General features: G+C 73.8%; 17 protein-coding genes and 1 pseudogene. 17 read left to right on the top strand and 1 reads right to left on the bottom strand.

The genetic code is table 11. The annotated features are described in order from the left end of the window. Positions 1 to 64 precede the first annotated feature (64 nt). Positions 65 to 3,394 (top strand): AfsR/SARP family transcriptional regulator, encoded by a 3,330-nt coding sequence (locus FHX46_RS17435; RefSeq protein ID WP_208400185.1) that lies wholly within the window; start codon positions 65 to 67, stop codon positions 3,392 to 3,394. Here the strand turns inward: FHX46_RS17435 and FHX46_RS17430 are convergent. Next, positions 3,371 to 3,979, bottom strand: coding sequence for a TetR/AcrR family transcriptional regulator (locus FHX46_RS17430; protein ID WP_313886170.1), 609 nt, complete (start codon positions 3,977 to 3,979; stop codon positions 3,371 to 3,373). The genes FHX46_RS17435 and FHX46_RS17430 overlap by 24 nt on opposite strands. 49 nt (positions 3,980 to 4,028) lie before the next feature. Between FHX46_RS17430 and FHX46_RS29145 the strand changes: the two genes are divergently transcribed. The 16 genes and pseudogenes from FHX46_RS29145 (at position 4,029) to FHX46_RS17355 (ending at position 19,397) form a co-directional block, all read left to right on the top strand. Next, positions 4,029 to 4,100 carry a putative leader peptide gene (locus FHX46_RS29145; protein ID WP_390622654.1) on the top strand — a complete coding sequence of 24 codons (72 nt, stop codon included), beginning with the start codon at positions 4,029 to 4,031 and terminating at the stop codon, positions 4,098 to 4,100. Positions 4,101 to 4,163: 63 nt separating this feature from the next. Then, positions 4,164 to 4,709 carry a DUF4242 domain-containing protein gene (locus FHX46_RS17425; protein ID WP_167116008.1) on the top strand — a complete coding sequence of 182 codons (546 nt, stop codon included), beginning with the start codon at positions 4,164 to 4,166 and terminating at the stop codon, positions 4,707 to 4,709. Then, a complete protein-coding gene (locus FHX46_RS17420) occupies positions 4,706 to 5,743 on the top strand; it encodes an acyl-CoA dehydrogenase family protein (protein ID WP_167116005.1) in 1,038 nt (345 codons plus the stop codon). Before FHX46_RS17425 ends, FHX46_RS17420 begins: the two co-directional genes overlap by 4 nt. A 47-nt stretch (positions 5,744 to 5,790) precedes the next feature. Then, positions 5,791 to 6,459, top strand: a pseudogene (locus FHX46_RS17415) (ATP-binding cassette domain-containing protein); the annotation flags it as partial. Beyond that, positions 6,459 to 7,589 (top strand): ABC transporter substrate-binding protein, encoded by a 1,131-nt coding sequence (locus FHX46_RS17410; RefSeq protein WP_167115999.1) that lies wholly within the window; start codon positions 6,459 to 6,461, stop codon positions 7,587 to 7,589. The pseudogene FHX46_RS17415 and the gene FHX46_RS17410, both read left to right, overlap by 1 nt. Next, the gene (locus FHX46_RS17405) at positions 7,589 to 8,395 is read left to right on the top strand and encodes an ABC transporter permease (RefSeq protein ID WP_167115996.1); all 807 of its coding nucleotides are present in this window, start codon (positions 7,589 to 7,591) and stop codon (positions 8,393 to 8,395) included. The genes FHX46_RS17410 and FHX46_RS17405 overlap by 1 nt, the downstream gene beginning before the upstream one ends. Positions 8,396 to 8,499: 104 nt before the next feature. Continuing rightward, a complete protein-coding gene (locus FHX46_RS17400; protein WP_167115993.1) occupies positions 8,500 to 9,513 on the top strand; it encodes an isopenicillin N synthase family dioxygenase in 1,014 nt (337 codons plus the stop codon). Next, positions 9,510 to 10,814 carry an O-acetylhomoserine aminocarboxypropyltransferase/cysteine synthase family protein gene (locus tag FHX46_RS17395; RefSeq protein WP_167115989.1) on the top strand — a complete coding sequence of 435 codons (1,305 nt, stop codon included), beginning with the start codon at positions 9,510 to 9,512 and terminating at the stop codon, positions 10,812 to 10,814. Before FHX46_RS17400 ends, FHX46_RS17395 begins: the two co-directional genes overlap by 4 nt. Next, entirely contained in the window at positions 10,814 to 11,635 is an 822-nt protein-coding gene (locus FHX46_RS17390; protein ID WP_167115987.1) for an alpha/beta fold hydrolase, read from the top strand. Before FHX46_RS17395 ends, FHX46_RS17390 begins: the two co-directional genes overlap by 1 nt. Next, positions 11,632 to 13,167 carry an ABC transporter substrate-binding protein gene (locus FHX46_RS17385; protein ID WP_167115984.1) on the top strand — a complete coding sequence of 512 codons (1,536 nt, stop codon included), beginning with the start codon at positions 11,632 to 11,634 and terminating at the stop codon, positions 13,165 to 13,167. Before FHX46_RS17390 ends, FHX46_RS17385 begins: the two co-directional genes overlap by 4 nt. Then, a complete protein-coding gene (locus tag FHX46_RS17380; protein ID WP_167115981.1) occupies positions 13,164 to 14,114 on the top strand; it encodes an ABC transporter permease in 951 nt (316 codons plus the stop codon). Before FHX46_RS17385 ends, FHX46_RS17380 begins: the two co-directional genes overlap by 4 nt. Further along, a complete protein-coding gene (locus FHX46_RS17375) occupies positions 14,111 to 14,992 on the top strand; it encodes an ABC transporter permease (protein WP_167115978.1) in 882 nt (293 codons plus the stop codon). Before FHX46_RS17380 ends, FHX46_RS17375 begins: the two co-directional genes overlap by 4 nt. After that, a complete protein-coding gene (locus FHX46_RS17370; protein WP_167115975.1) occupies positions 14,989 to 15,780 on the top strand; it encodes an ATP-binding cassette domain-containing protein in 792 nt (263 codons plus the stop codon). The genes FHX46_RS17375 and FHX46_RS17370 overlap by 4 nt, the downstream gene beginning before the upstream one ends. A 5-nt stretch (positions 15,781 to 15,785) precedes the next feature. Beyond that, complete coding sequence (locus tag FHX46_RS17365; protein ID WP_208401361.1) at positions 15,786 to 16,562, top strand: ATP-binding cassette domain-containing protein; 777 nt, start codon at positions 15,786 to 15,788, stop codon at positions 16,560 to 16,562. A gap of 190 nt (positions 16,563 to 16,752) precedes the next feature. Next, complete coding sequence (locus FHX46_RS17360) at positions 16,753 to 18,081, top strand: LLM class flavin-dependent oxidoreductase (protein WP_167115969.1); 1,329 nt, start codon at positions 16,753 to 16,755, stop codon at positions 18,079 to 18,081. Beyond that, entirely contained in the window at positions 18,078 to 19,397 is a 1,320-nt protein-coding gene (locus FHX46_RS17355) for an LLM class flavin-dependent oxidoreductase (RefSeq protein ID WP_167115965.1), read from the top strand. The genes FHX46_RS17360 and FHX46_RS17355 overlap by 4 nt, the downstream gene beginning before the upstream one ends. Positions 19,398 to 19,456 lie beyond the last annotated feature (59 nt).

The following is a 19,456-nucleotide window of genomic DNA, read 5'->3' as shown; positions in this document are numbered from 1 at the left end:
GTGTTGGAAGGGCCTTGGAACTGGCTTGGAGCGCAGGCGACCGCCACATACGATGGGCCACGTCATGGTCTTGATCCGGGTGTTGGGCTCCTTCGCGGCCGAGGTCGGCGGTGAGCCCGTTCGCCTCGGCGGGCCGCGGCAGCGCGGGGTGCTGGCCCTGCTGGTGGCGGCGCGCGGGCAGGTCGTCCCGGTCGACCGGATGGTCGAGGACCTGTGGCGCGGCGAACCGCCCTCGCGCGCCCTGACCTCGTTGCAGGCGTACGTGTCGAACCTGCGCCGGTTGCTGGAACCCGGCCGTCCGCCGCGCAGCCCCGCCCGCCTGCTGGTGAGCGCACCGCCCGGCTACGCACTGCGGCTGCCACCGGAGGCGGTGGACGCCTGGCGCTTCGAGGAGTTGCTCGGGCAGGCCCGTGCGCTCGCCGATCCGGGTGACTGCCGTGCCCAGCTGGACGAGGCACTGGCGCTGTGGCGGGGACCGGCGTTCGCCGAGGTCGCCGACGAGCCGTGGGCCGCCGCCGAGAAAGCCCGGCTGAACGAGCTGCGCCTGGTCGCCCGCGAACTGCGCGTCGCGGCGGGACTGCGTCTCGGCGACCCCGCCGCCGTGGTGCCCGAGGCGGAAGGTCTCACCCGCGATGATCCGCTGCGCGAGGGGGGCTGGCGCCTGCACGCTCTCGCGCTGTGGAGCAGCGGCCGTCAGGCCGACGCCCTGGCCGCGCTCCGCCGCGCCCGTGCCACCTTCGCCGACGAGCTCGGCCTCGACCCCGGCCCGGACCTGGCGGCACTGGAAGCGGCGATCCTCGCGCAGCGCACGGACGTCCTGCGCGCCGCCGTCCCACCGTCCACTCCGGACACGCCCCGCCCCCGGCTGTCCGGGCCCGCGCCTTCGCGGAGCGGACCCGGCACAGCGACGTTCGTGGGGCGGGAGGGCGAGCTGGCGGCGCTGGTGGCCGCCGCCGGGGAGGCGGCCACCGATGGGGCGCGCGTCGCGCTCGTCACCGGGGAGGCGGGGCTCGGCAAGTCGGCGCTGCTGGAGCACCTGGGCGCACGACTCGAACGGGACGGGTGGCTCGTCGCCGCCGGGCGCTGCCCCGAGGTGGCCGGCGCACCGCCCGCGTGGGCGTGGGTCGAGGTCGTGCGGAGCGTGGCGGCGAGCGTTGCCCAGGGTGCGTTCGCGGACGACCTGGCGCCGCTGCTGTCGGACTCCGCGCGGGTGGACGGTGACGCGGTGGCCGGGCGGTTCCGGCTGCGGCAAGCCGTGTGGAACTGGCTCGCGACCGCCGGCCGGCCGGTGGCCGTCGTCCTCGACGACCTCCACTGGGCCGACGCCGCCACGCTGGAACTGCTCGGCGGGGTCGCCGGTGTGCGGGCCCCGGTTCTGGTCGTCGCGGCGTACCGCGCGGACGAGAGCGAGCGGCTCACCGACACGCTGGGGTCCCTCGCCCGCACCGCGCCCCTGCGGCTGGACCTGCCCGGACTGACCGGCGGTGCCGTCGCGGAGCTCGTCCGCAGCGAGTGCGCGGCCGACGACGCGACCGTGGCGGGGATCGCCGAACGGACCGGCGGCAACCCGTTCTACGTGCGGGAGAGCGCCCGGCTGCTGAGCGGCGAGGGCGCCCTGGTCGCGCTGTCCGAGGTGCCCGAGGGCGTACGGGACGTGCTGCGGCGCCGGCTGGCCCGGCTCCCCGAGAGCGTGGTGTCCGTCCTGCGGCTGGCCGCGGTGGCCGGCCGGGAAAGCTCGGTGGACGCGCTCGTCCGCGCCGCCGACTCCGGCGAGGACGCCGTGCTGGACGCGCTGGACGCCGGTGTCATCGCGGGACTGCTCGACGAGCCAGGGCCGGGGCGTGTCCGGTTCGTGCACGCGCTGGTCCGGGACGCGCTGGTCGCCGACGTCAGCCTGCTGCGCGCCACCAGGATGCACGCCCGGATCGCCGCCGCGCTGGACGGTGCCGGCGACGTCGCGGCGCTCGCACATCACTACGCGCGGGCGGGATCGCCCAAGGCCGTCGGCTACTGCGTCCGGGCCGCCGAGCTGGCGGAGGCGCGCTACGCCCACGATGTGGCGGCCGCGCTCCTGGCCGATGCCGTCACCAACTCGCGTGAACCGGACGAGCGCATCGCCCTGCTCGGCAGGCTGCTGCGCGCGCAGATCAGGGCCGGGGCCGTCGCTGCGGCCAGGGATACGCGGAAGCAGGCCGTGGAGTACGCCGAGTCGGTCGGCCGCGACGACCTGATGATCGCCGCGTTCACCGCGTGGACCGAGCCCACCCCCTGGCTGGCCCGCACGTACGCCACGATCGATCGTCCCGTCGTCGACCGGCTCCGCCGCCTGCTCGAGCGGACCGACCTCGCCCCGGACGTGCGGTCCCGCCTCCTCACCGCCTACGCCGACGAGCTGGTGGGGGAGGACGATCCCACGGTCATGGCGGCGGCGAGGGAAGCACTCGGCCTCGCCACCGGTCCCCGCCTCCGGGCCGCGGCGCTCCTGGTCCTCGTCCGCGGCCCCAGGCGGGCGGAGCATTCCCGTGAGCTGGTGGAGATCGGGGTCGAGCACGACCTGCCCGTCTACCGCGTGACGGGGCTGATCAACCAGGCCGTGGACGCCGGCGCGGTCAACGACCTGGCGACCCTGCGCCGCGCGATCGGGGAAGCGCTGGACCTGGCCCGTGCCTACCGGATGCCGGAGGCGATCGGCGTCGCCGAGATCGCGCTGGCGACCCTGGTGCTCATCGAGGGCCGGTACGCTGAGGCCGAGCGCCGCTACACCGAAGCCACCGAGCGCATGGAGCGCGCCGGGTCGGTGCACGCGGGCTTCCTCGGCCTCGCGCGGGCCGCGATCTGGCTGAACGACGGCTCGCTCGCCGGTCACCTGGACGACGTGCGCGCTCTTTACGCGGTGTTCGGCCCGTTGGTCGCCGACCTGCTCGCGCTCGCCCTGCACGCCGCCGGCCGCACCACCGAGGCGCGACGCGTCCGCCGGTCAGCGAGCCCGATCCGGCCCGACTTCTTCTTCACCTTCCTGACGAGCGTGCGCGCGATGGCGATCGTCGCGCTGCAGGACCGGGACGCGGCCGGCGAGGTCTACGCAGACCTGCTCCCGCACCGCGACGGTCCACCCGCCGGTGTGGCGAGCCTGTCGCTGGCCGTCCGGCCCGTCGCCCACACGCTCGGGGAACTCGCCCTTCTCCTCGGCCGCCCCGGCGAGGCCGCCGCCCACTTCGCCCGGGCCGCCGCCATCGCCGACCAGTGGAACGCCCCCCACTGGGCGGCCGACGCCCGGGTGCACGCCGACCGTGCGCTCGGCGCCGGGGTGCTGCCCGCGGGCCGGAACCACCTCCGCGGCGCCTCACCGTCCAGTGTGGATACGGCCGTGCTACGTCCGGCTCGGAACCGGTGACCGGTCGCCGTCGCGGAGGTGCTCCGCGATCAGCTGCGCGGCCATCTCGCGGGCCAGCGTGATCGGCTCGGTGCTGCGCGTCGCCTTCGAGCCGGCCAGCCCGCCGTCGTAGAGGACGACCAGCCGGTCCACCAGTGGACCCGGGGCGGCGACCCCGAGCTCGGTCAGGCATGAGCGCCACAGCTCGCGCAGCCACTCGCGGTGGTCGTGCACCACGCCGATCACCGGGTGCCGCGCGTCCGGGAACTCGGTCGCGGCGTTGAGGTAGAGGCAGCCGCGGAACCGGCGGCGCCGCGCGGATTTCGCGGCGAGGTCGAAGACCAGCAGCAGTCGCGCGGCCGGATCGGTCACTCCCGCGGACGCGCGCGCGTAGCCGGAGCGGTCCTGCTCGTCCTGGTGCCGCAGGTACGCCACGACCAGGGCGTCCTTCGAACCGTAGGTCTGGTACAGGCTGGCGCGGGCGACCTTCGCCTCGGCGAGGAGCCGGTCCACGCCGACCGCCCGGATCCCGTCGCGGGCGAACAGGGTGGCCGCCGCGCTCAGCAGACGCTCGGCGGGTAGTGCGCGATCTCGCGGAGTGGACACCTCCCCAGCATATTGGCAGACCGACCGTTCTATCCATTACGGTGTCCCCATGACCGGGATCGCGCTGGTGCGCCGCCGCCACGTCGACCTCCGGCGTGTCGCCAGCGCGTGCTGTCGCTGAACCAGCACCGGTCTGTTCCCCTTCCCGCTCGTGCGGGACACCTCTGTCACGAGGAGCATCGTCATGCCGCTGTACCTGTTCGAAGTCGTCCCCGCAGACGCGGGCCGGGAGGCCGCCGCGCAACTGCTCGAGCGCCTCGGCAAGGCCGCCGTGACCGTCGGCGCCGAGCTGATCGAGTCGCAGGTGACCGCCGACCACGGCCGGGTCTTCGCGGTCGTGGAGGCCGGTGCCCGCGAGGCGGCCGATCAGCTGCGCGCCGAGATCGAGGCCGATCCCGCCGGGGCGCGGGAGGTCAGCACCCCGGCCGAGGTGCGGCTGGTCGGCGCCGATCTCGCCGAGGTCAAGGCCGCCCGCCCGCGGGCCGGTTACCTCGTGGAATGGGACCTGCCCGCCACCCTGGACATGGACTCCTACCTGGCCCGGAAGAAGGCGAACGCGCCCCGCTACGCCGACGTGCCCGAGGTCCGTTTCCTGCGCACCTACGTCCGCGAGGACATGGTGAAGTGCCTGTGCTTCTACGACGCGCCCGGCGAGGACCTGGTGCGGGCGGCCCGCGCCGCCGTGGACACCCCGATCGACCGGCTGCACGCCCTGGACGATCCGGCATGAGCACCGGGACCCTGACGGAGACGAGCGCGTTCTTCGCCGAACGCGCCGCGCACGTCGACTCCCCGGACGGCGACGTGCGCCCGGGCCTGGAGTTCCTCGGTGCCCGCGACCTGCTCGGGCTGGGTGCGGGCAGCGACGGCGGACCCGGCCTGGTGGCCGCGGCCGAACTGATCGAGGCGGTGGCCGGGGAGTGCCTCAGCTCGGCGTTCGCCCTGTGGGCGCACCGGATGGTCCTGGAGTACCTGGCCCGCGGGCGGTCCGGGCCGCTGACCGGCGAGCTGGCCGCCCGCCTGCGCACGGGCGAGCTGACCGGGTCGACCGCGATGGCGACCGCTCTGCGGGACGTCGCGGGGATCGAGCCGGTGCCGGTGCGGGCCGAGCCCACCGCCACCGGGCTGCGCCTGTCCGGCCCGATCCCGTGGGCCTCGAACCTGTTCCCCGGCGCCGTGGTGGTCCTGCCCGTGCGCACCGGCGAGGGGCGCGCCGTCGTGGTGGTCCGCGTCGGCGACCCGGGGGTGACGGTCGCACCGGCCCGGCCCCTGCTGGCACTGAACGGAACGGCGTCATCCTCGGCCTTGTTGTCCGATGTGGACGTTCTGGGTGCGGCGGTGCTCAGCACGGACCTCGCCGGGTTCGTCGCGGCCTTCCGCCCGACGTTCCTCGTGCTGCAAACGGCGTTCTGCGCCGGGCTGGCCGCCCGGTCGCTGGACGAGGCGGAACGCGGGCTCGCCCGCGCCGACGCCGAGCTCGCCGATGACGTCGCGGAGCACCGGCGGTCCGCCGACGCGCTCCGGGCACGCCTGCGAGACCTCGCCCGCGACACCCGCGCCGAACCCGCAACCGCCTACATCCGCCTGCGGCTGGCGGCCGCCCGGCTCGCCGTGGCCGCGTCGCGCCTGGAGTCGACGGTGCGCGGCGGTGCCGGTTACCTCGCCACCAGCGGCACCAGCAGACGGTTGCGGGAAGCGGCGTTCCTGCCGATCCAGGCCCCCACGGAAGGACACCTGCGATGGGAACTGCGGCACTCCGCCTGAGCGCGGCGGTCAAGACCTACGGTGGTGCCCCGGTCCTCGACGGACTCGACCTCACCATCGCATCCGGGCAGCGCCTGGCCGTGCTCGGTCCGAGCGGCACCGGCAAGTCCACGCTGCTGCGCGTGCTGGCCGGCCTGGAACCTCTCGACGCCGGCCGGGTCGAAGCGGATCCGGACACCATGATCGCCACCGTGTTCCAGCAGCCCCTCTTGCTGCCCTGGCTGACCGTCCGGGAGAACGTGGCGCTGGGCGGCCGGTACCGCGGCAACCGGTCGCGGTTCGATCCGGAGTGGACGGAGCACCTGCTCGGCCTGTTCGGTCTCGCCGCGCTCGCCGGGTCCTACCCGGACCAGCTCTCCGGCGGGCAGGCGCAGCGGGCCGCGGTGGCCAGGGCGCTGGCGATCCGGCCCCGCGTGCTGCTGCTCGACGAGCCCTTCGGTGCCCTCGACCCGGCCACCCGCCGGGACCTGCAACGGTGGCTGCGCGACACCGTCGGCGAACTCGCGCTGACGCTCGTCGTGGTCACCCACGACGTCGACGAAGCGCTTTACCTCGCCGACTCGATCGTGCTCCTGGACGGCGCGGGCGGGCTGGGGGAGCGGTGGGCGAGCGAACCGCCCGCCGACCACGACGGCCTGGCCGGGCATCCGCTGCGTGCCCGGCTCATCGCCGGGTACCGGTCCCAGCTGGGGCCGGCGCCGACGGGAGTGGCGTGATGGGGATCAGCCGCCGCACCGCGCTCCGGGCCGGGCTCGCGGTGGGCGCCGCGGGCGGCGTCGCCGGGATCGCGGACCTGGCGGCCGCCGTGACGGGCGGTCCCGCCGCGACCGGGCGGCTGCGCATCGGCTACCTGCCGATCACCGATTCGGCCCCGCTGCTCGTGGCGCACGAACAGGGCCATTTCGCCCGTGCCGGACTGGCGACCGAGCGGCCCGTGCTGTTCCGGGCGTGGGAATCGCTCGCGCAGGCCTTCCTCGCCGGCGAGGTGGACGCCGTGCACCTGCTGATGCCGTTCGCGGTGCAGCTGCGGTACGCGCTCGGCGCGGACGTGAAGGTCCTCGCCTGGAACCACACCAACGGGTCCGCGCTCACCGTCGCCCGCGGCGTGCGCGACCTGCGGGAGCTCGCCGGTGGCCGCATCGCGATCCCGTTCTGGTGGTCGATCCACAATGTCCTGGTGCAGCGGATGCTGCGTGCGGCGGGGCTGACGCCGGTGGTCCGCGCGGATCCGGACGCCGCGGCGGGCACCGTGCAGCTGCTGGTGCTCAGCCCTGCGGACATGGTGCCCGCGCTGGACACCGGCCGGGTCGGCGGCTACATCGTCGCCGACCCGTTCAACGCCGCCGCCGAGGCCAAGAAGGCCGGCCGGATCCTGCGGTTCGTCGGCGATGTGTGGCGCGACCACGCCTGCTGCGTGGTGGTGGTGCGGGAATCGCTGATCCGGCAGGCGCCGGAGAAGGTGCAGGCGCTCACCGACGGGCTCGCCCGGGCCCAGCAGTGGATCGACGGTGCCCGTGGCGACGCGGTGGTGTTGTTGTCCGGCAAGCACTACCTGCCCCAGCCACTGCCGGCGATCACGCGGGCGCTGACCTACCCGGACGGCTACGGCGCGCCGCGGAACCCGGACTGGCGCGGGCAGCGCATCGGGTTCGCGCCCTACCCGCACGAGAGCTACACCCGTGAGCTGGTCACGCAGATGCGCGGCACGGTCGTCGACGGGGACACCTCGTTCCTCGACCGCCTCGACCCCGCCACCGTGCACACCGACCTCGTCGACGACCGGTTCATCCGCCGGACCCTGACCCTCGCCGGCACGCCGGCCCGGACCGAAGAGGTGCGACCCTGATGACCACGCGCCCCTCCCGCACCAGCCGGCTCCTGCCGCCGGCCGCCGGAATCGCGGTGGCGGTGCTGGTGTGGTGGTTGCTGACCACCGTGCTGGCCCGCCCCGGTTCACTCGTGGCGGCGTTCGCGCCGCAGCGCGCCGTTCCCGCGATCGGTACCCTCGCCGCTCGCGGTGTGCTCGCCGACGACGTCGTGACGAGCCTGTTCCGCCTGCTGGCCGGACTGCTCGTCGCGGGCGTGCTCGGCACCGTCACCGGTGTTGCGGTCGGCTCGGTCGACGTGCTGGACCGGGCCACGCGGCCGGTGTTCCAGTTCCTGCGCATGATCTCGCCGCTGTCCTGGGCGCCGGTCGCGATCGGCCTGTTCGGGATCGGCTACCGGCCGGTGGCCTTCCTCGTCGCCGCTGCCGCGATCTGGCCGGTGGTGCTCAACACCGCCGCCGGGGTGCGTGCGGTGGACCACGGTTTCCTGCTGGTCGCCCGGTCGCTGGGCGCCGGCCGTCTCGAAACGTTCACCAGTGTCGTCGTTCCCGCGATCCGCCCGCACGTGCTCACCGGGTTCCGGCTCGCGCTGGGCATCGGCTGGGTGGTGCTGGTGCCCGCGGAGATGCTGGGCGTCACCTCCGGGCTGGGCTACGAAATTCTCAACGCCCGCGACCAGCTCGCCTACGACCAGGTGATGGCGCTCATCCTGGTCATCGGCGTCCTGGGCTACGTGCTCGACACGCTGGCCCGGTGGGCGCTGAGCCCGCGCCGGCGCACCCGGGTCGCGGCCCCGGCGGTGCGACGGGAGGCGATGGCGGCCTGATCCGCGCCGCCGCGCATTCGGTGCGGTGGCACGGTATCCGGTGCGGGAGTCCGGTATCTGGGATCAGCACCGGCGTGGCTGCGCGCGCCCTACGCTCGGGAGTCATGACAACCCCATTGCCGTTGATCGACCTGTCGCGGTTCCGCGACCCCACCGCCGACCGTGCCGGGTTCCTGGCGCAGTTGCGGCACGCCGCGCACGAGGTCGGGTTCTTCTACGTGGTCGGGCACGGGGTTGCCGAGGAGCTGACCACCGGGATCTTCGACGTGGCACGGAAGTTCTTCGCGTTGCCCGTCGAGCAGCGGCTGGAGATCGAGAACATCCACTCGCCGCAGTTCCGCGGGTACACCGCCACCGGGCACGAGTACACCGCCGGCGCGCCGGACTGGCGGGAGCAGATCGACATCGGCCCGGAGCGTGCGGCGCTCGACCTGGCGCCCGGCGACCCGGCGTGGCAGCGCCTGATCGGCCCGAACCTGTGGCCCGCCGCGCTGCCGGAGCTGCGGGAGACGACGCTGGCGTGGCAGGCGGAGGCGCTGCGGGTGAGCCGCGAGGTGCTGCGGGCGCTGGCGGCGTCGCTGGGGCAGGACGAGGGCTACTTCGACGAGTGGTTCGACGCCGAGGCCGCCACCCACGTGAAGATCATCCGCTACCCGGGCCGCGTCCGCGCGGACGCCGACCAGGGCGTGGGGTCGCACAAGGACTACGGCTACCTGGCGCTGCTGCAACAGGACGAGGTCGGTGGGCTGCAGGTCCAGGCCGCGGACGGCAGCTGGATCGACGCCGTGCCGGTGCCGGGCAGCTTCGTGGTCAACATCGGGGAAATGCTGGAGATCGCGACCGGCGGCTACCTGACCGCGACGCGGCACCGCGTGGTCAGCCCGCCCTCGGGTGTGGAGCGGTTCTCGGTGCCGTTCTTCCTCGGGCCGCGCCTGGACGCGGTGGTCGAGCCGCTGACCTTGCCCGCCGAGCTGGCCGCCCAGGCGCGCGGCGTCAGCCAGGACGCGGACAACCCACTGCTGGCCGCCTACGGCGAAAACGCCCTCGTGGGCTGGCTGCGGTCGCACCCGGAGGTCGCGCAGCGCTGGTGGTCCGACGTTCTCGCGGAGCGCGCGTGACCGGCCGCGGCTGGTCGTTCGAGACCCGGCAGATCCACGCGGGCGGGAGTGCCGACCCCGTCACCGGTGCCCGCGCCACGCCGATCTACCAGACCAGCTCCTACGTCTTCCGCGGCGCCGACCACGCCGCCCGTGCGTTCGCCTTGCAGGACCTGGAAACCCACGCCTACACCCGCCTGTCGAACCCGACCACCGCGGTCGCCGAGGCCCGCCTGGCCGACCTGGAGTCCGGGGTCGCCGCGGTCGCGGTGGCCAGTGGGCAGGCCGCGTCCGCGCTGGCCCTGCTGAACCTCGCCCGCGCCGGCGACCACATCGTGTCGGCGGCGACCGTGTACGGCGGCACCTACAACCTGTTCGCGCACACCTTCGCCGACCTCGGGATCGCCGTCACCTTCGTCGGCGACCCGGACGACCCCGGTCAGTGGCGTGCCGCGATGCGGCCGGAAACCAAGGCGTGCTACGCGGAATCCATCGGGAACCCGCGCGGCAACGTGCTGGACGTCGCGGCTGTCGCGGCCGTCGCGCACGAGGCCGGTGTGCCGCTCGTGGTGGACAACACCGTGCCCACGCCGTACCTGTCCCGGCCGCTGGAGCACGGCGCCGACGTCGTGGTGCACTCCACGACGAAGTTCCTGTCCGGGCACGGCACCGGAATCGGCGGTGCCGTGGTGGACGGCGGCCGGTTCGACCACCGAGCGGATCCGGAGCGCTGGCCGCAGTTCACCCGGCCCGATCCGAGCTACCACGGTCTGGTGTTCGCCGAGGAGTTCGGCGAGCTCGCCTACAGCCTGCGGCTGCGGACCAAGCTGATGCGTGATCTCGGGCCCGCGGTGTCACCGTTCACCAGTTTCCTGCTGCTCCAGGGGATCGAGACCCTGTCGCTGCGGATGGCACGGCACGTCCGCAACGCGCAGGCGGTCGCGGAATGGTTGTCCGTACAGCCCGAGGTGGTGGAGGTGCACTACGCCGGGTTGCCCACCAGCCCCTGGTTCCAGACGGGAAAGCGCTATCTCACCCGCGGCGCGGGCGGAGTGCTCGCCTTCGAACTGGCCGACGGGCTGGACGCGGGCCGCCGGTTCGTCGACGGCCTGACCCTGTTCAGCCACCTCGCCAACATCGGGGACGTGCGGAGCCTGGTCATCCACCCCGCCTCGACCACGCACGCGCAACTGGACCCGGACCAGCAGCGGGCGAGTGGCGTCACCGCCGGGCAGGTGCGGCTCTCGGTCGGCCTGGAAGGTCTCGGTGATCTCCTCGCCGACCTCCGGCGCGGTCTCGACGCGACCCACGGGGGGCGGTGATGGCCGAGTTCGCCGGCCGCCGTGGCACCATCCACCACCGGCAGTGGATCCCGGACGACCCGCAGGCCCTGGTGGTGTTCTTCCACGGCCTCGGGGAGCACGTGGGCAGCTACGAGCCGCTCGCCACGGCGCTGACCGGTGCCGGGTTCGCGCTGTGGGCGCACGACCACGCCGGGCACGGCCGCAGCGACGGGGAGCGGGTGCTGATCACCCGGATCGACGACCTGCTCGACGACGCCGCCACCCTCCTCGGGCTCGCCCGGCAGGCGCACCCGGACCTGCCGCTGGTCGTCGCCGGGCATTCGCTCGGCGCCACGGTCGCCACGCTGCTGACCGCCGAACGGCTGCTGCCGGCGGGCATCCGCCCAGCCGCGCTCGTGCTCGCCGGCTCCTCGATCGTCCCGGTGCCCGGCGCGGGCGGCGGGCTGGCCGGACTCCTGGCGAGCGGCGTCGACCCGCTCGACCTGCGCAAGGACCCGGGCGAGCTCACCCGCCACCCCGGCTACGCCCAGCAGATCCGCGAAGACCCGCTGACCTGGCAGGGCGGCATCCGCGTCGAAACCCTGGCCGCCCTCGGCGCCGCGACCGACCGGCTGGCAGCGGTGGTGCCCACAGTGGACGTTCCGGTCCTGCTCCTGCACGGCGAGCAGGACGACCTCGCCCCGGCCGAGGGCGCGCGGCGGGCGGCGGAGCTGCTGGCGGACGCCGAAGCCGTGATCTTCCCCGACGACCTGCACAACATCCTCAACGAACTCGACCGCGACGAAGTCCACGCCACCTTCGTGGCGTTCGTCCGGTCGCACCTGCAAGGAGAACGATGAGACGCCTCCTGCCTGCCGCGCTGACCGCGGCGGCCCTGCTGCTCGCCGCCTGCGGCACCGGCGGCATCCCGCAGTCCGGCACCGCCTCCCAGGCCGCCACCCCACCGGACGACCGGCTCGACACGAACGCCACCGTCGACGTCCGGCTGGTGCTGGAACCGACCAGCCTCGACATCTTCGGCACCTCCGGCACCGCGCTCGACCAGGTCCTGCTCGACAACGTCTACCAGGGGCTGGTCGGTGTCGATACCGGCGCGGGCGACAAGATCGTGCCCGCGCTCGCGAGCGCGTGGGAGACCTCGCCCGACGGCCTGACCTACACCTTCCACCTCGTCCGGGGCGCCACGTTCCACGACGGCTCGCCGCTGACCTCCGCCGACGTCGTGTGGTCGTTGCAGCAGCAGATCGCGCCGGGCTCGAAAGCGGTCTACGGCTCCAGTTTCACCACCGTCGACACCGTCAGCGCGCCGGATCCGGCCACGGTGCAGGTCCGGCTGAAGCAACGGGACAGCTTCCTGCTGTGGAACCTCACCCAGCGCGGCGGGATCGTCTACCGGCAGGGCACCGATTTCGCCACGCTCGACGGCGCCGAGAACGGCAGCGGCCCGTTCAGGCTGGCGCAGTGGAACCGCGGCGCGTCGATCACCCTGGCGCGCCACGAGAACTACTGGGGCGCCAAGCCGAAGGTCGCGAAGGTGGTGTTCCACTACATCCCGGAGCCGAACGCGGCCAACAACGCGCAGCTGACCGGGCAGACCGACATCGAGACCGCGGTCGACCCGACCCTGCTGACCGCGTTCGACGGCAACAACGCGTTCAGCGTCCTCAAGGGCACTACGACGGACAAGTTCACGCTGGCCTTCAACGGCACGCAGGCGCCGTTCACGAATCCCGCCGTGCGGCACGCGATCCGGCAGGCGATCAACAAGCAGAACGTCATCCGTGCGTATGGCGCCGGCACCGCGATCGGCAGCGCCGTGCCGCCGCAGGACCCCTGGTACGAGGACCTCGCCGCGGTCGACGCCTACAACCCGGGCAACGCCCGGAAACTGCTCGCCGACGCCGGTTTCCCGAACGGGCTCTCGCTCACCCTCACCGTGCCCGCCGTCTACCCGGCGGCGATCAGCGATGTGCTGGTGTCCGATCTCAAGCAGGCCGGCATCACCCTGACCGTCCAGGCGGTGGAGTTCCAGACCTGGCTGAGCAAGGTCTTCCAGCAGCACGACTTCCAGCTCAGCCTGGTCGACCACGCCGAACCACGCGACCTCGTCAACTACACCAAGCCGGCCTACTACTTCGGCTACGACGCGAAGCAGGTGCAGGACTGGTACGCCCAGGCCCGGCTGGCCGCGACCGACGACGAGCGGGACGCGCTGCTCAAGCGGGTCGGCAGGCAGATCACCGAGGACGCGGCGACCGACTGGCTGCTGCTCGTGCAGACCCACACCGCGGTGCGCGCCGGCGTTTACGGCGTGCCGCAGAACGAGACCAGCAACCGCTTCAGCCTGAGCGCGCTCGCGGTCGCCCGGTGACGCTGTTCGTGCTGCGCCGGGCCGGGCTGCTGGTGGTGTCGTTGTTCCTCGCCAGCCTGCTCGTGTTCGCCCTGCTGCGGCTGCTGCCGGGGGACGTCGCCGCCACCATCGGCGGCATCCAGGCGACCCCGGAGCAGCTCGCGGTGATCCGCGCCGGCCTCGGCCTGGACACCTCGCTCGTGGTCCAGTACGGCGAGTGGCTCGCCGGGGTGGCGCGCGGTGACTTCGGCCGTTCCCAGCTCAACGGCACCTCGGTCAGCGCCGAGCTGGCCGCCAAGCTGCAGGTGACCGCGCCACTGATCGCCGGGTCGGTCCTCGTCGCCGTGGCGGTCGCGGTGCCGTTCGGCACGTGGGCCGCGGTGCGGCACCGCGGGTGGGCCGGTGGCGGCATCAGCGCGCTGGCGCAGGTCGGCATCGCGGTGCCGGCCCTGTGGCTCGCGCTGGTGCTCGTGCTGGTCTTCTCGGTGACCCTGCGCTGGCTGCCCGCGCAGGGGTTCCCGGCCGACCGCTGGGCCGAGCCGGGTGCGGCGCTGGAGAGCCTGGTCCTGCCCTCGATCGCGCTCGGCCTCACCGAGGGTGCCGTGCTGCTGCGGTTCGTGCGCTCGGCCGTGCTGGGCGTGCTGCACTCGGACTACCTGCGCACCGCACGGGCCAAGGGGCTGACCCGGAGCCGGGCCCTGTTGCGGCACGGTTTCCGCAACGCCGCAGTGCCGGTCGTGTCGGTCCTCGGGCTGCAGCTGGCCACCTTGATCGTCGGCACGATCGTCGTCGAGCGGGTGTTCACGCTGCCGGGTGTCGGCAGCATGCTCGTCACTGACGTCGGCAACCGCGACCTGGTGAAGGTGCAGGGCGAGGTGTTCGCGGTCGTCGCCGCGGTGCTGCTGATCGGTTTCGCCGTCGACGTGGTGCACCGGATCGTCGACCCGCGGCTCCAGGAGGTGCGATGAGGCCGGCCGTCGGCAGCAGGGCGCGGCGCCGGCGTGCCCTGCTGCCGACGCTGGCTGCGCTGGCCCACCGCCCGGCCGGCGCGTTCGGCCTGGCCGTGTTCGCCGGGCTCGTGCTGGCCGCGCTGGTGTCGTCGTACTGGACGCCGTTCGACCCGCAGGCCACGGATCCGGGCAACGCGTGGCTGCTGCCGTTGCGGGACGGGCACCTGCTCGGCACCGACCGGATCGGGCACGACCAGTTCAGCCAGCTGCTGGCCGGCAGCCGGCAGACCCTGGCCGTCGCGGTCGCCTCGGCCGCGCTGGCCGCCGTGATCGGCCTCGCGCTCGCCCTGCCCGCCGCGCTCGCGCCCCGGTGGATCAGCGCGCCGGTGGTGCAGCTGATCGACATCCTCGTCGCGTTCCCGGTGCTGCTGCTGGCGATGGTGCTGGCCGCGGTGTACGGCAGCTCGCTGGGCACGGTGGTCGCCGCCATCGGAACGGGGTTCGGTGTCGCGGTCGCCCGGGTGGCGCGGGCGGAGCTGGCCGGCGCCCGCGGCAGCGACTACGTGCTGGCCGCCCGTGCCGCTGGTGCGGGCACCGGCCGGATCATCCGCAGGCACCTGCTGCCCGCACTCACCCCCACGCTCGTCGTCCAGCTGTCGCTGGTGATGGCGCTGGCCGTGCTCGCCGAGGCCGCGCTCACCTACCTGGGCTACGGCAGCTCGCCCGCCACGCCGTCCTGGGGCGCGATGCTGCACGAGCAGCAGGCCTACATCAGCGCCCGGCCGCTGCTTGTCGTCTGGCCCGGACTGGCCGTGGCCCTGACCGTCCTGGGGTTCAACCTGCTCGGTGACGCACTGCGTGACGCGACCGACCCACGCCTTCGGAGCAGCCGATGACACTGCTGGAGATCGCCGGACTGACCGTCCACATCGGAGGGAAAACGCTGCTGGACCGCATCGACCTGACACTGGACGCGGGGGAGAGCACCGGGCTGATCGGCGAATCCGGTTCGGGCAAGTCGCTGACCGCCCTGGCCGTGCTCGGCCTGCTGCCCGAGGGCGCCCGCGCCGGGGGCAGTGTGCGGCTGGAGGGCACCGAGCTGCTCGGGCTCTCCGACCGCGCCCTGTCCCGGGTCCGCGGCGAACGGGTCGCCATGGTGTTCCAGGAACCCCTCACCGCGCTCAACCCGCTGATGCGGGTCGGCAGGCAGATCGCCGAACCGCTGCGCCTGCACCGCGGGCTGTCGCGGCGGCAGGCGCGCGCGGAAGCGATCCGGCTCGCCGGAGAGGTGGGGCTGCCTGACCCCGGCTACGCCGTGCGCGCCTTCCCCCACCAGCTTTCCGGCGGGCAGCGGCAGCGCGTCGGGATCGCGATGGCGCTGGCGTGCCGTCCCGCGCTGCTGATCGCCGACGAGCCGACCACGGCGCTGGACGTGACCGTGCAGGCGGAGATCCTGCGGTTGATCCGCGACCTCGCCGCCGAGCAGGGCACCGCGCTGTTGTTCATCACCCACGACCTCGCGGTGCTCGCCCAGGTGGTGCGGCGGGTCGTGGTGCTCGGCGGCGGACGCGTCCTGGAGGAGGGCGCGCTGGGGGAGATCCTGCGCGCGCCTGCCCACCCCTACACCCGCCGGCTGCTCGAAGTGGCGCGTGCGGAGTCGTTCCCCTCGGAGGTGGCGTCGTGACGGTGCTGTTGTCTGCGGAGGGGCTGCGCCGCTCCTTCCGCCTGCCGCGGCGATCGCTGTGCGGCCCGCGGGGTGAGCGGCACGCCGTGCGGGACGTCGGGGTGACCGTGACGGCCGGGCGGCACCTGGGGATCGTCGGTGAGTCGGGGGCCGGCAAGTCCACGCTCCTGCGGCTGCTGCTCGCACTCGACCGGCCGGACGCGGGGACCGTCCGCTACCGCGGCCGTGCCGTCGAAGGCAGGCGGCCGACCTGGTTCCGCGAAGCCGTGCAGGTGGTCCTGCAGGATCCGATGAGCTCCCTGAACCCGCGCAGCGTCGTGCGCGACATCGTCGCCGAACCCCTGGAGTGCCTGAAGGTCCCGGGCGATCACGACAGCCGCGTGGCCGAGGTGCTCGCCGCCGTCGGTCTCGGCCCCGACGCCGCGTGGCGCTACCCGCACGAGTTCTCCGGCGGGCAGCGCCAGCGCATCGCGATCGCCCGCGCGCTCGCGCCGCGCCCGGAGGTGCTCGTCGCGGACGAGCCGTTCTCCGCGCTGGACGCGTCCGTGCGCGCGCAGGTCATCGACCTGGTCCGCGACCTCGCCGCCCGGTTCGGGATGACGCTCGTGCTGGTCTCGCACGACCTCGCCGTCGTGCGGCGGTTGTGCGAGGAGGTGATCGTGCTCAAGGACGGGGAGGTCGCCGAGCGCGGCGACACGGCCGACGTCCTGCGCCGGCCCCGCCACCCCTACACGCGGGCGTTGCTGGCCGCTGTCCCGCGGCTGCCCGGCGCGGCGTCCTGACTCGAATGGGCGGCAGACCGCCCATTCGGGATCACCCGGACGGATCCCCGCAACGCTGCGTGGCCGACCTGGTACTGTCCGGCCGCGGCGCGGCCCTGATCGCCGCCGTGCAGGCCGGGAGCTCCGCGCCCTGGACCAGACACCGCGGCCGGAAGTCTCGCCTCACATGGCCCCTCACCTGGAGAGCACCATGACCACCGCACCTCGCACCTTGTCCCTGGGCGCGTTCGTCCAAGGAGCCGGCGGGCACATCGCCGGCTGGCGCCACCCGGAGGCCTACGCCGCCGGGCAGCTGGACTTCGCCTTCCACGCCGAACTGGCCCGCGTGCTCGAACGCGGCCGGTTCGACGCGTTGTTCATCGCCGACGTGGCCGCCCTCTGGGGGCACCAGATGGACGCGCTGAGCCGCTCCGGGCGCGCTGAGCACTTCGAACCGCTGACACTGCTGTCGGCCTTGTCCACGGTCACCGAGCACATCGGTCTCGTGGCCACCGCCACCACCACCTACAACGAGCCGTTCCACGTGGCGCGCAAGTTCGCCTCGCTCGACCACCTGTCGCACGGCCGGGCGGGGTGGAACATCGTCACCTCGGTGGTCCCGCTGGAGGCGGCGAACTTCGGCCGGTCCGAGCACCTCGAGCACGAGCTGCGGTACCGGCGCGCCGACGAGTTCGTCGAGGTCGTGCGGGCCCTGTGGGACAGCTTCGCCGACGGCTCCCTGTTGCGGGACAAGGCAAGCGGCAGCTACTACGACCCCGCGGGCCTGCGCCCGCCGCACCACCAGGGCGAGCACTTCACCGTCCGCGGCCCGCTGAACATCTCCCGGCCGCCGCAGGGGCACCCGGTGCTGTTCCAGGCGGGCTCGTCGCAGACGGGCATGGCGTTCGGCGCCCGCCACGGCGAGGTGCTGTTCACCCTGCAGGCCGACCTGGCCGGGGCGCAGGCGTTCTACGCCGGCGTCAAGAAGCAGGTGGCCGCCGCCGGGCGCAACCCGGACCACGTGCTCATCTGGCCCATCCTGTTCCCGCTGGTCGGTGGCACCGAGGAGGAGGCCCGCCGCAAGGTCGCCGAGCTGGACGAGCTCGTGCACGACGACGTGGCGCGCCGGCTGGTGCAGGACAACATCGGCGACCTGGACCTGACCGAGTACCCGCTGGACGGGCCCGTCCCCGACATCCCGGACAGCAACCGCAGCAAGTCCCGCCGCGACCTGCTGCTCGGGCTCGCCCGCCAGGAGAACCTGACCATCCGGCAGCTCGCGTTGCGCATCTCCGGCGGGGCGACCGTCGCCGGGACCCCGGAGCAGATCGCCGACCACCTGGAGCTGTGGTTCACCGAGCGCGGCGCCGACGGCTTCAACGTGTCCTTCCCGTACCTGCCCGGTCCCGCGGTGGACTTCGTCGACCAGGTGGTTCCGCTGCTGCGAAAGCGCGGACTGGTGCACGAGACCTACGAGGGCAGCACGTTCCGGGAGAACCTCGGCCTGCCCCGGCCGGCTTCGCAGGAGGTGGCGGCGTGACCCGGCAACTGCACCTGAACGCGTTCCTCGTGCCGCCGGGTGCGAGCCCGGCAGCCTGGCGCCACCCGGCGGCGAACGCCGCGGCGGGCGTGGACTTCGCAACCGTGCTGGCGTTCGCGCGGACCGCGGAGCGCGCGAAGTTCGACGCGGTGTTCCTGGGCGACCTGGCGGGCGTGCCGCTGGAGAGCCAGGACGTGCTCTCGCGGGTCTCGGCGGTCAACGACTCGTTCGAGCCGATCACGCTGCTGGGCGCGCTCGCCGCGGCGACCGACCACATCGGACTGATCGGGACCGCGTCCACGACCTGCAACGAGCCCTATCACCTGGCGCGTGCGTTCGCCTCGATCGACCACATCTCGGGCGGACGCGCGGGGTGGCGGGTCGTCACTTCGCTCAGCGACGGCGAGGCGCTGAACTTCGGCCTCGACGCCAACGCCGGCGACGGCACGCGTTACGAGCGGGCCGGGGAGTTCCTCGAGATCGTCACCGGCCTGTGGGACAGCTTCGACGACGACGCGTTCCACCACGACCAGGCCACCGGTGTCTACTTCGACCCGGCCAAGCTGCACCCGCTGAACTACCGGGGCAAGCACCTGTCGGTGGCCGGGCCGCTGAACATCGCCCGCCCGCCGCAGGGCAGGCCGGTGATCGCGCAGGCGGGCGACTCGGCGGAGCAGAAGCGCCTGGCGGCACAGTTCGCCGAGGTGGTCCTGGCCGGCAACCGGGACCTGGCGGCGGCGACCGAGTTCTACGCGGAGCTCAAGGAACGCGCGGCCGGGTTCGGCCGGGCGCCGGAATCGCTGGTCGTGCTGCCCGCGTTGTCGGTGATCACCGCCCCCACCGAGGACGAGGCCCGCGCGAAGCGGGACCAGCTGGCTCAGCTGATGCCGCCGCAGGTGGCGTTCGCGCACCTGGCCCGGACGCTGGGCGGGGTCGACCTGTCCGGGTACCCGATCGACGGGCCGCTGCCGGAGCTGCCCGAACCGGACCAGCCGGAGGGCACGCAGGCGCAGGTGTACCGGCGGGCGCGCGAGCGGGGCCTGACCGTCCGGCAGCTCGCCGCGGAGATCAGCGACGACGCCACGACCCTCGTCGGCACGCCGGTGGCGATCGCGGACCACATCGAGGAGTGGTTCCGGGCGCCCGCCGCCGACGGGTTCACCCTGGTCTTCCCCTACCTGCCGGGGGCGCTGGAGGACTTCGTGGATCTGGTGGTGCCCGAACTGCGCCGCCGCGGGCTGTTCCGCGAGGAGTACGACGGCAAGACGCTGCGGGACCACTTCGGACTGTCGCGCCCGGTGTCGCGGCACAGCTGAGGTGTCCGCGGGGGACACGTCCGGCCACGGTGCCGGGTGTGTCCCCCGCGCCCGCCGGC

It is taken from the genome of Amycolatopsis viridis (genome assembly GCF_011758765.1).
Lineage (GTDB): Bacteria > Actinomycetota > Actinomycetes > Mycobacteriales > Pseudonocardiaceae > Amycolatopsis_E > Amycolatopsis_E viridis.
Note: the sequence above shows the minus strand (reverse complement) of the source record. Positions and strands in the feature narration are given on the sequence as shown.

What these genes read in the sequence shown, in the direction of transcription:
- FHX46_RS17400 (WP_167115993.1), top strand. Translation starts at nt 8,500, where the DNA reads ATGACAACCCCATTGCCGTTGATCGACCTGTCGCGGTTCCGCGACCCC.
- FHX46_RS17375 (WP_167115978.1), top strand. Translation starts at nt 14,111, where the DNA reads ATGAGGCCGGCCGTCGGCAGCAGGGCGCGGCGCCGGCGTGCCCTGCTG.
- FHX46_RS17370 (WP_167115975.1), top strand. Translation starts at nt 14,989, where the DNA reads ATGACACTGCTGGAGATCGCCGGACTGACCGTCCACATCGGAGGGAAA.
- FHX46_RS17385 (WP_167115984.1), top strand. Translation starts at nt 11,632, where the DNA reads ATGAGACGCCTCCTGCCTGCCGCGCTGACCGCGGCGGCCCTGCTGCTC.
- FHX46_RS17405 (WP_167115996.1), top strand. Translation starts at nt 7,589, where the DNA reads ATGACCACGCGCCCCTCCCGCACCAGCCGGCTCCTGCCGCCGGCCGCC.
- FHX46_RS17390 (WP_167115987.1), top strand. Translation starts at nt 10,814, where the DNA reads ATGGCCGAGTTCGCCGGCCGCCGTGGCACCATCCACCACCGGCAGTGG.
- FHX46_RS17425 (WP_167116008.1), top strand. Translation starts at nt 4,164, where the DNA reads ATGCCGCTGTACCTGTTCGAAGTCGTCCCCGCAGACGCGGGCCGGGAG.
- FHX46_RS17360 (WP_167115969.1), top strand. Translation starts at nt 16,753, where the DNA reads ATGACCACCGCACCTCGCACCTTGTCCCTGGGCGCGTTCGTCCAAGGA.
- FHX46_RS17435 (WP_208400185.1), top strand. Translation starts at nt 65, where the DNA reads ATGGTCTTGATCCGGGTGTTGGGCTCCTTCGCGGCCGAGGTCGGCGGT.
- FHX46_RS17420 (WP_167116005.1), top strand. Translation starts at nt 4,706, where the DNA reads ATGAGCACCGGGACCCTGACGGAGACGAGCGCGTTCTTCGCCGAACGC.
- FHX46_RS17410 (WP_167115999.1), top strand. Translation starts at nt 6,459, where the DNA reads ATGGGGATCAGCCGCCGCACCGCGCTCCGGGCCGGGCTCGCGGTGGGC.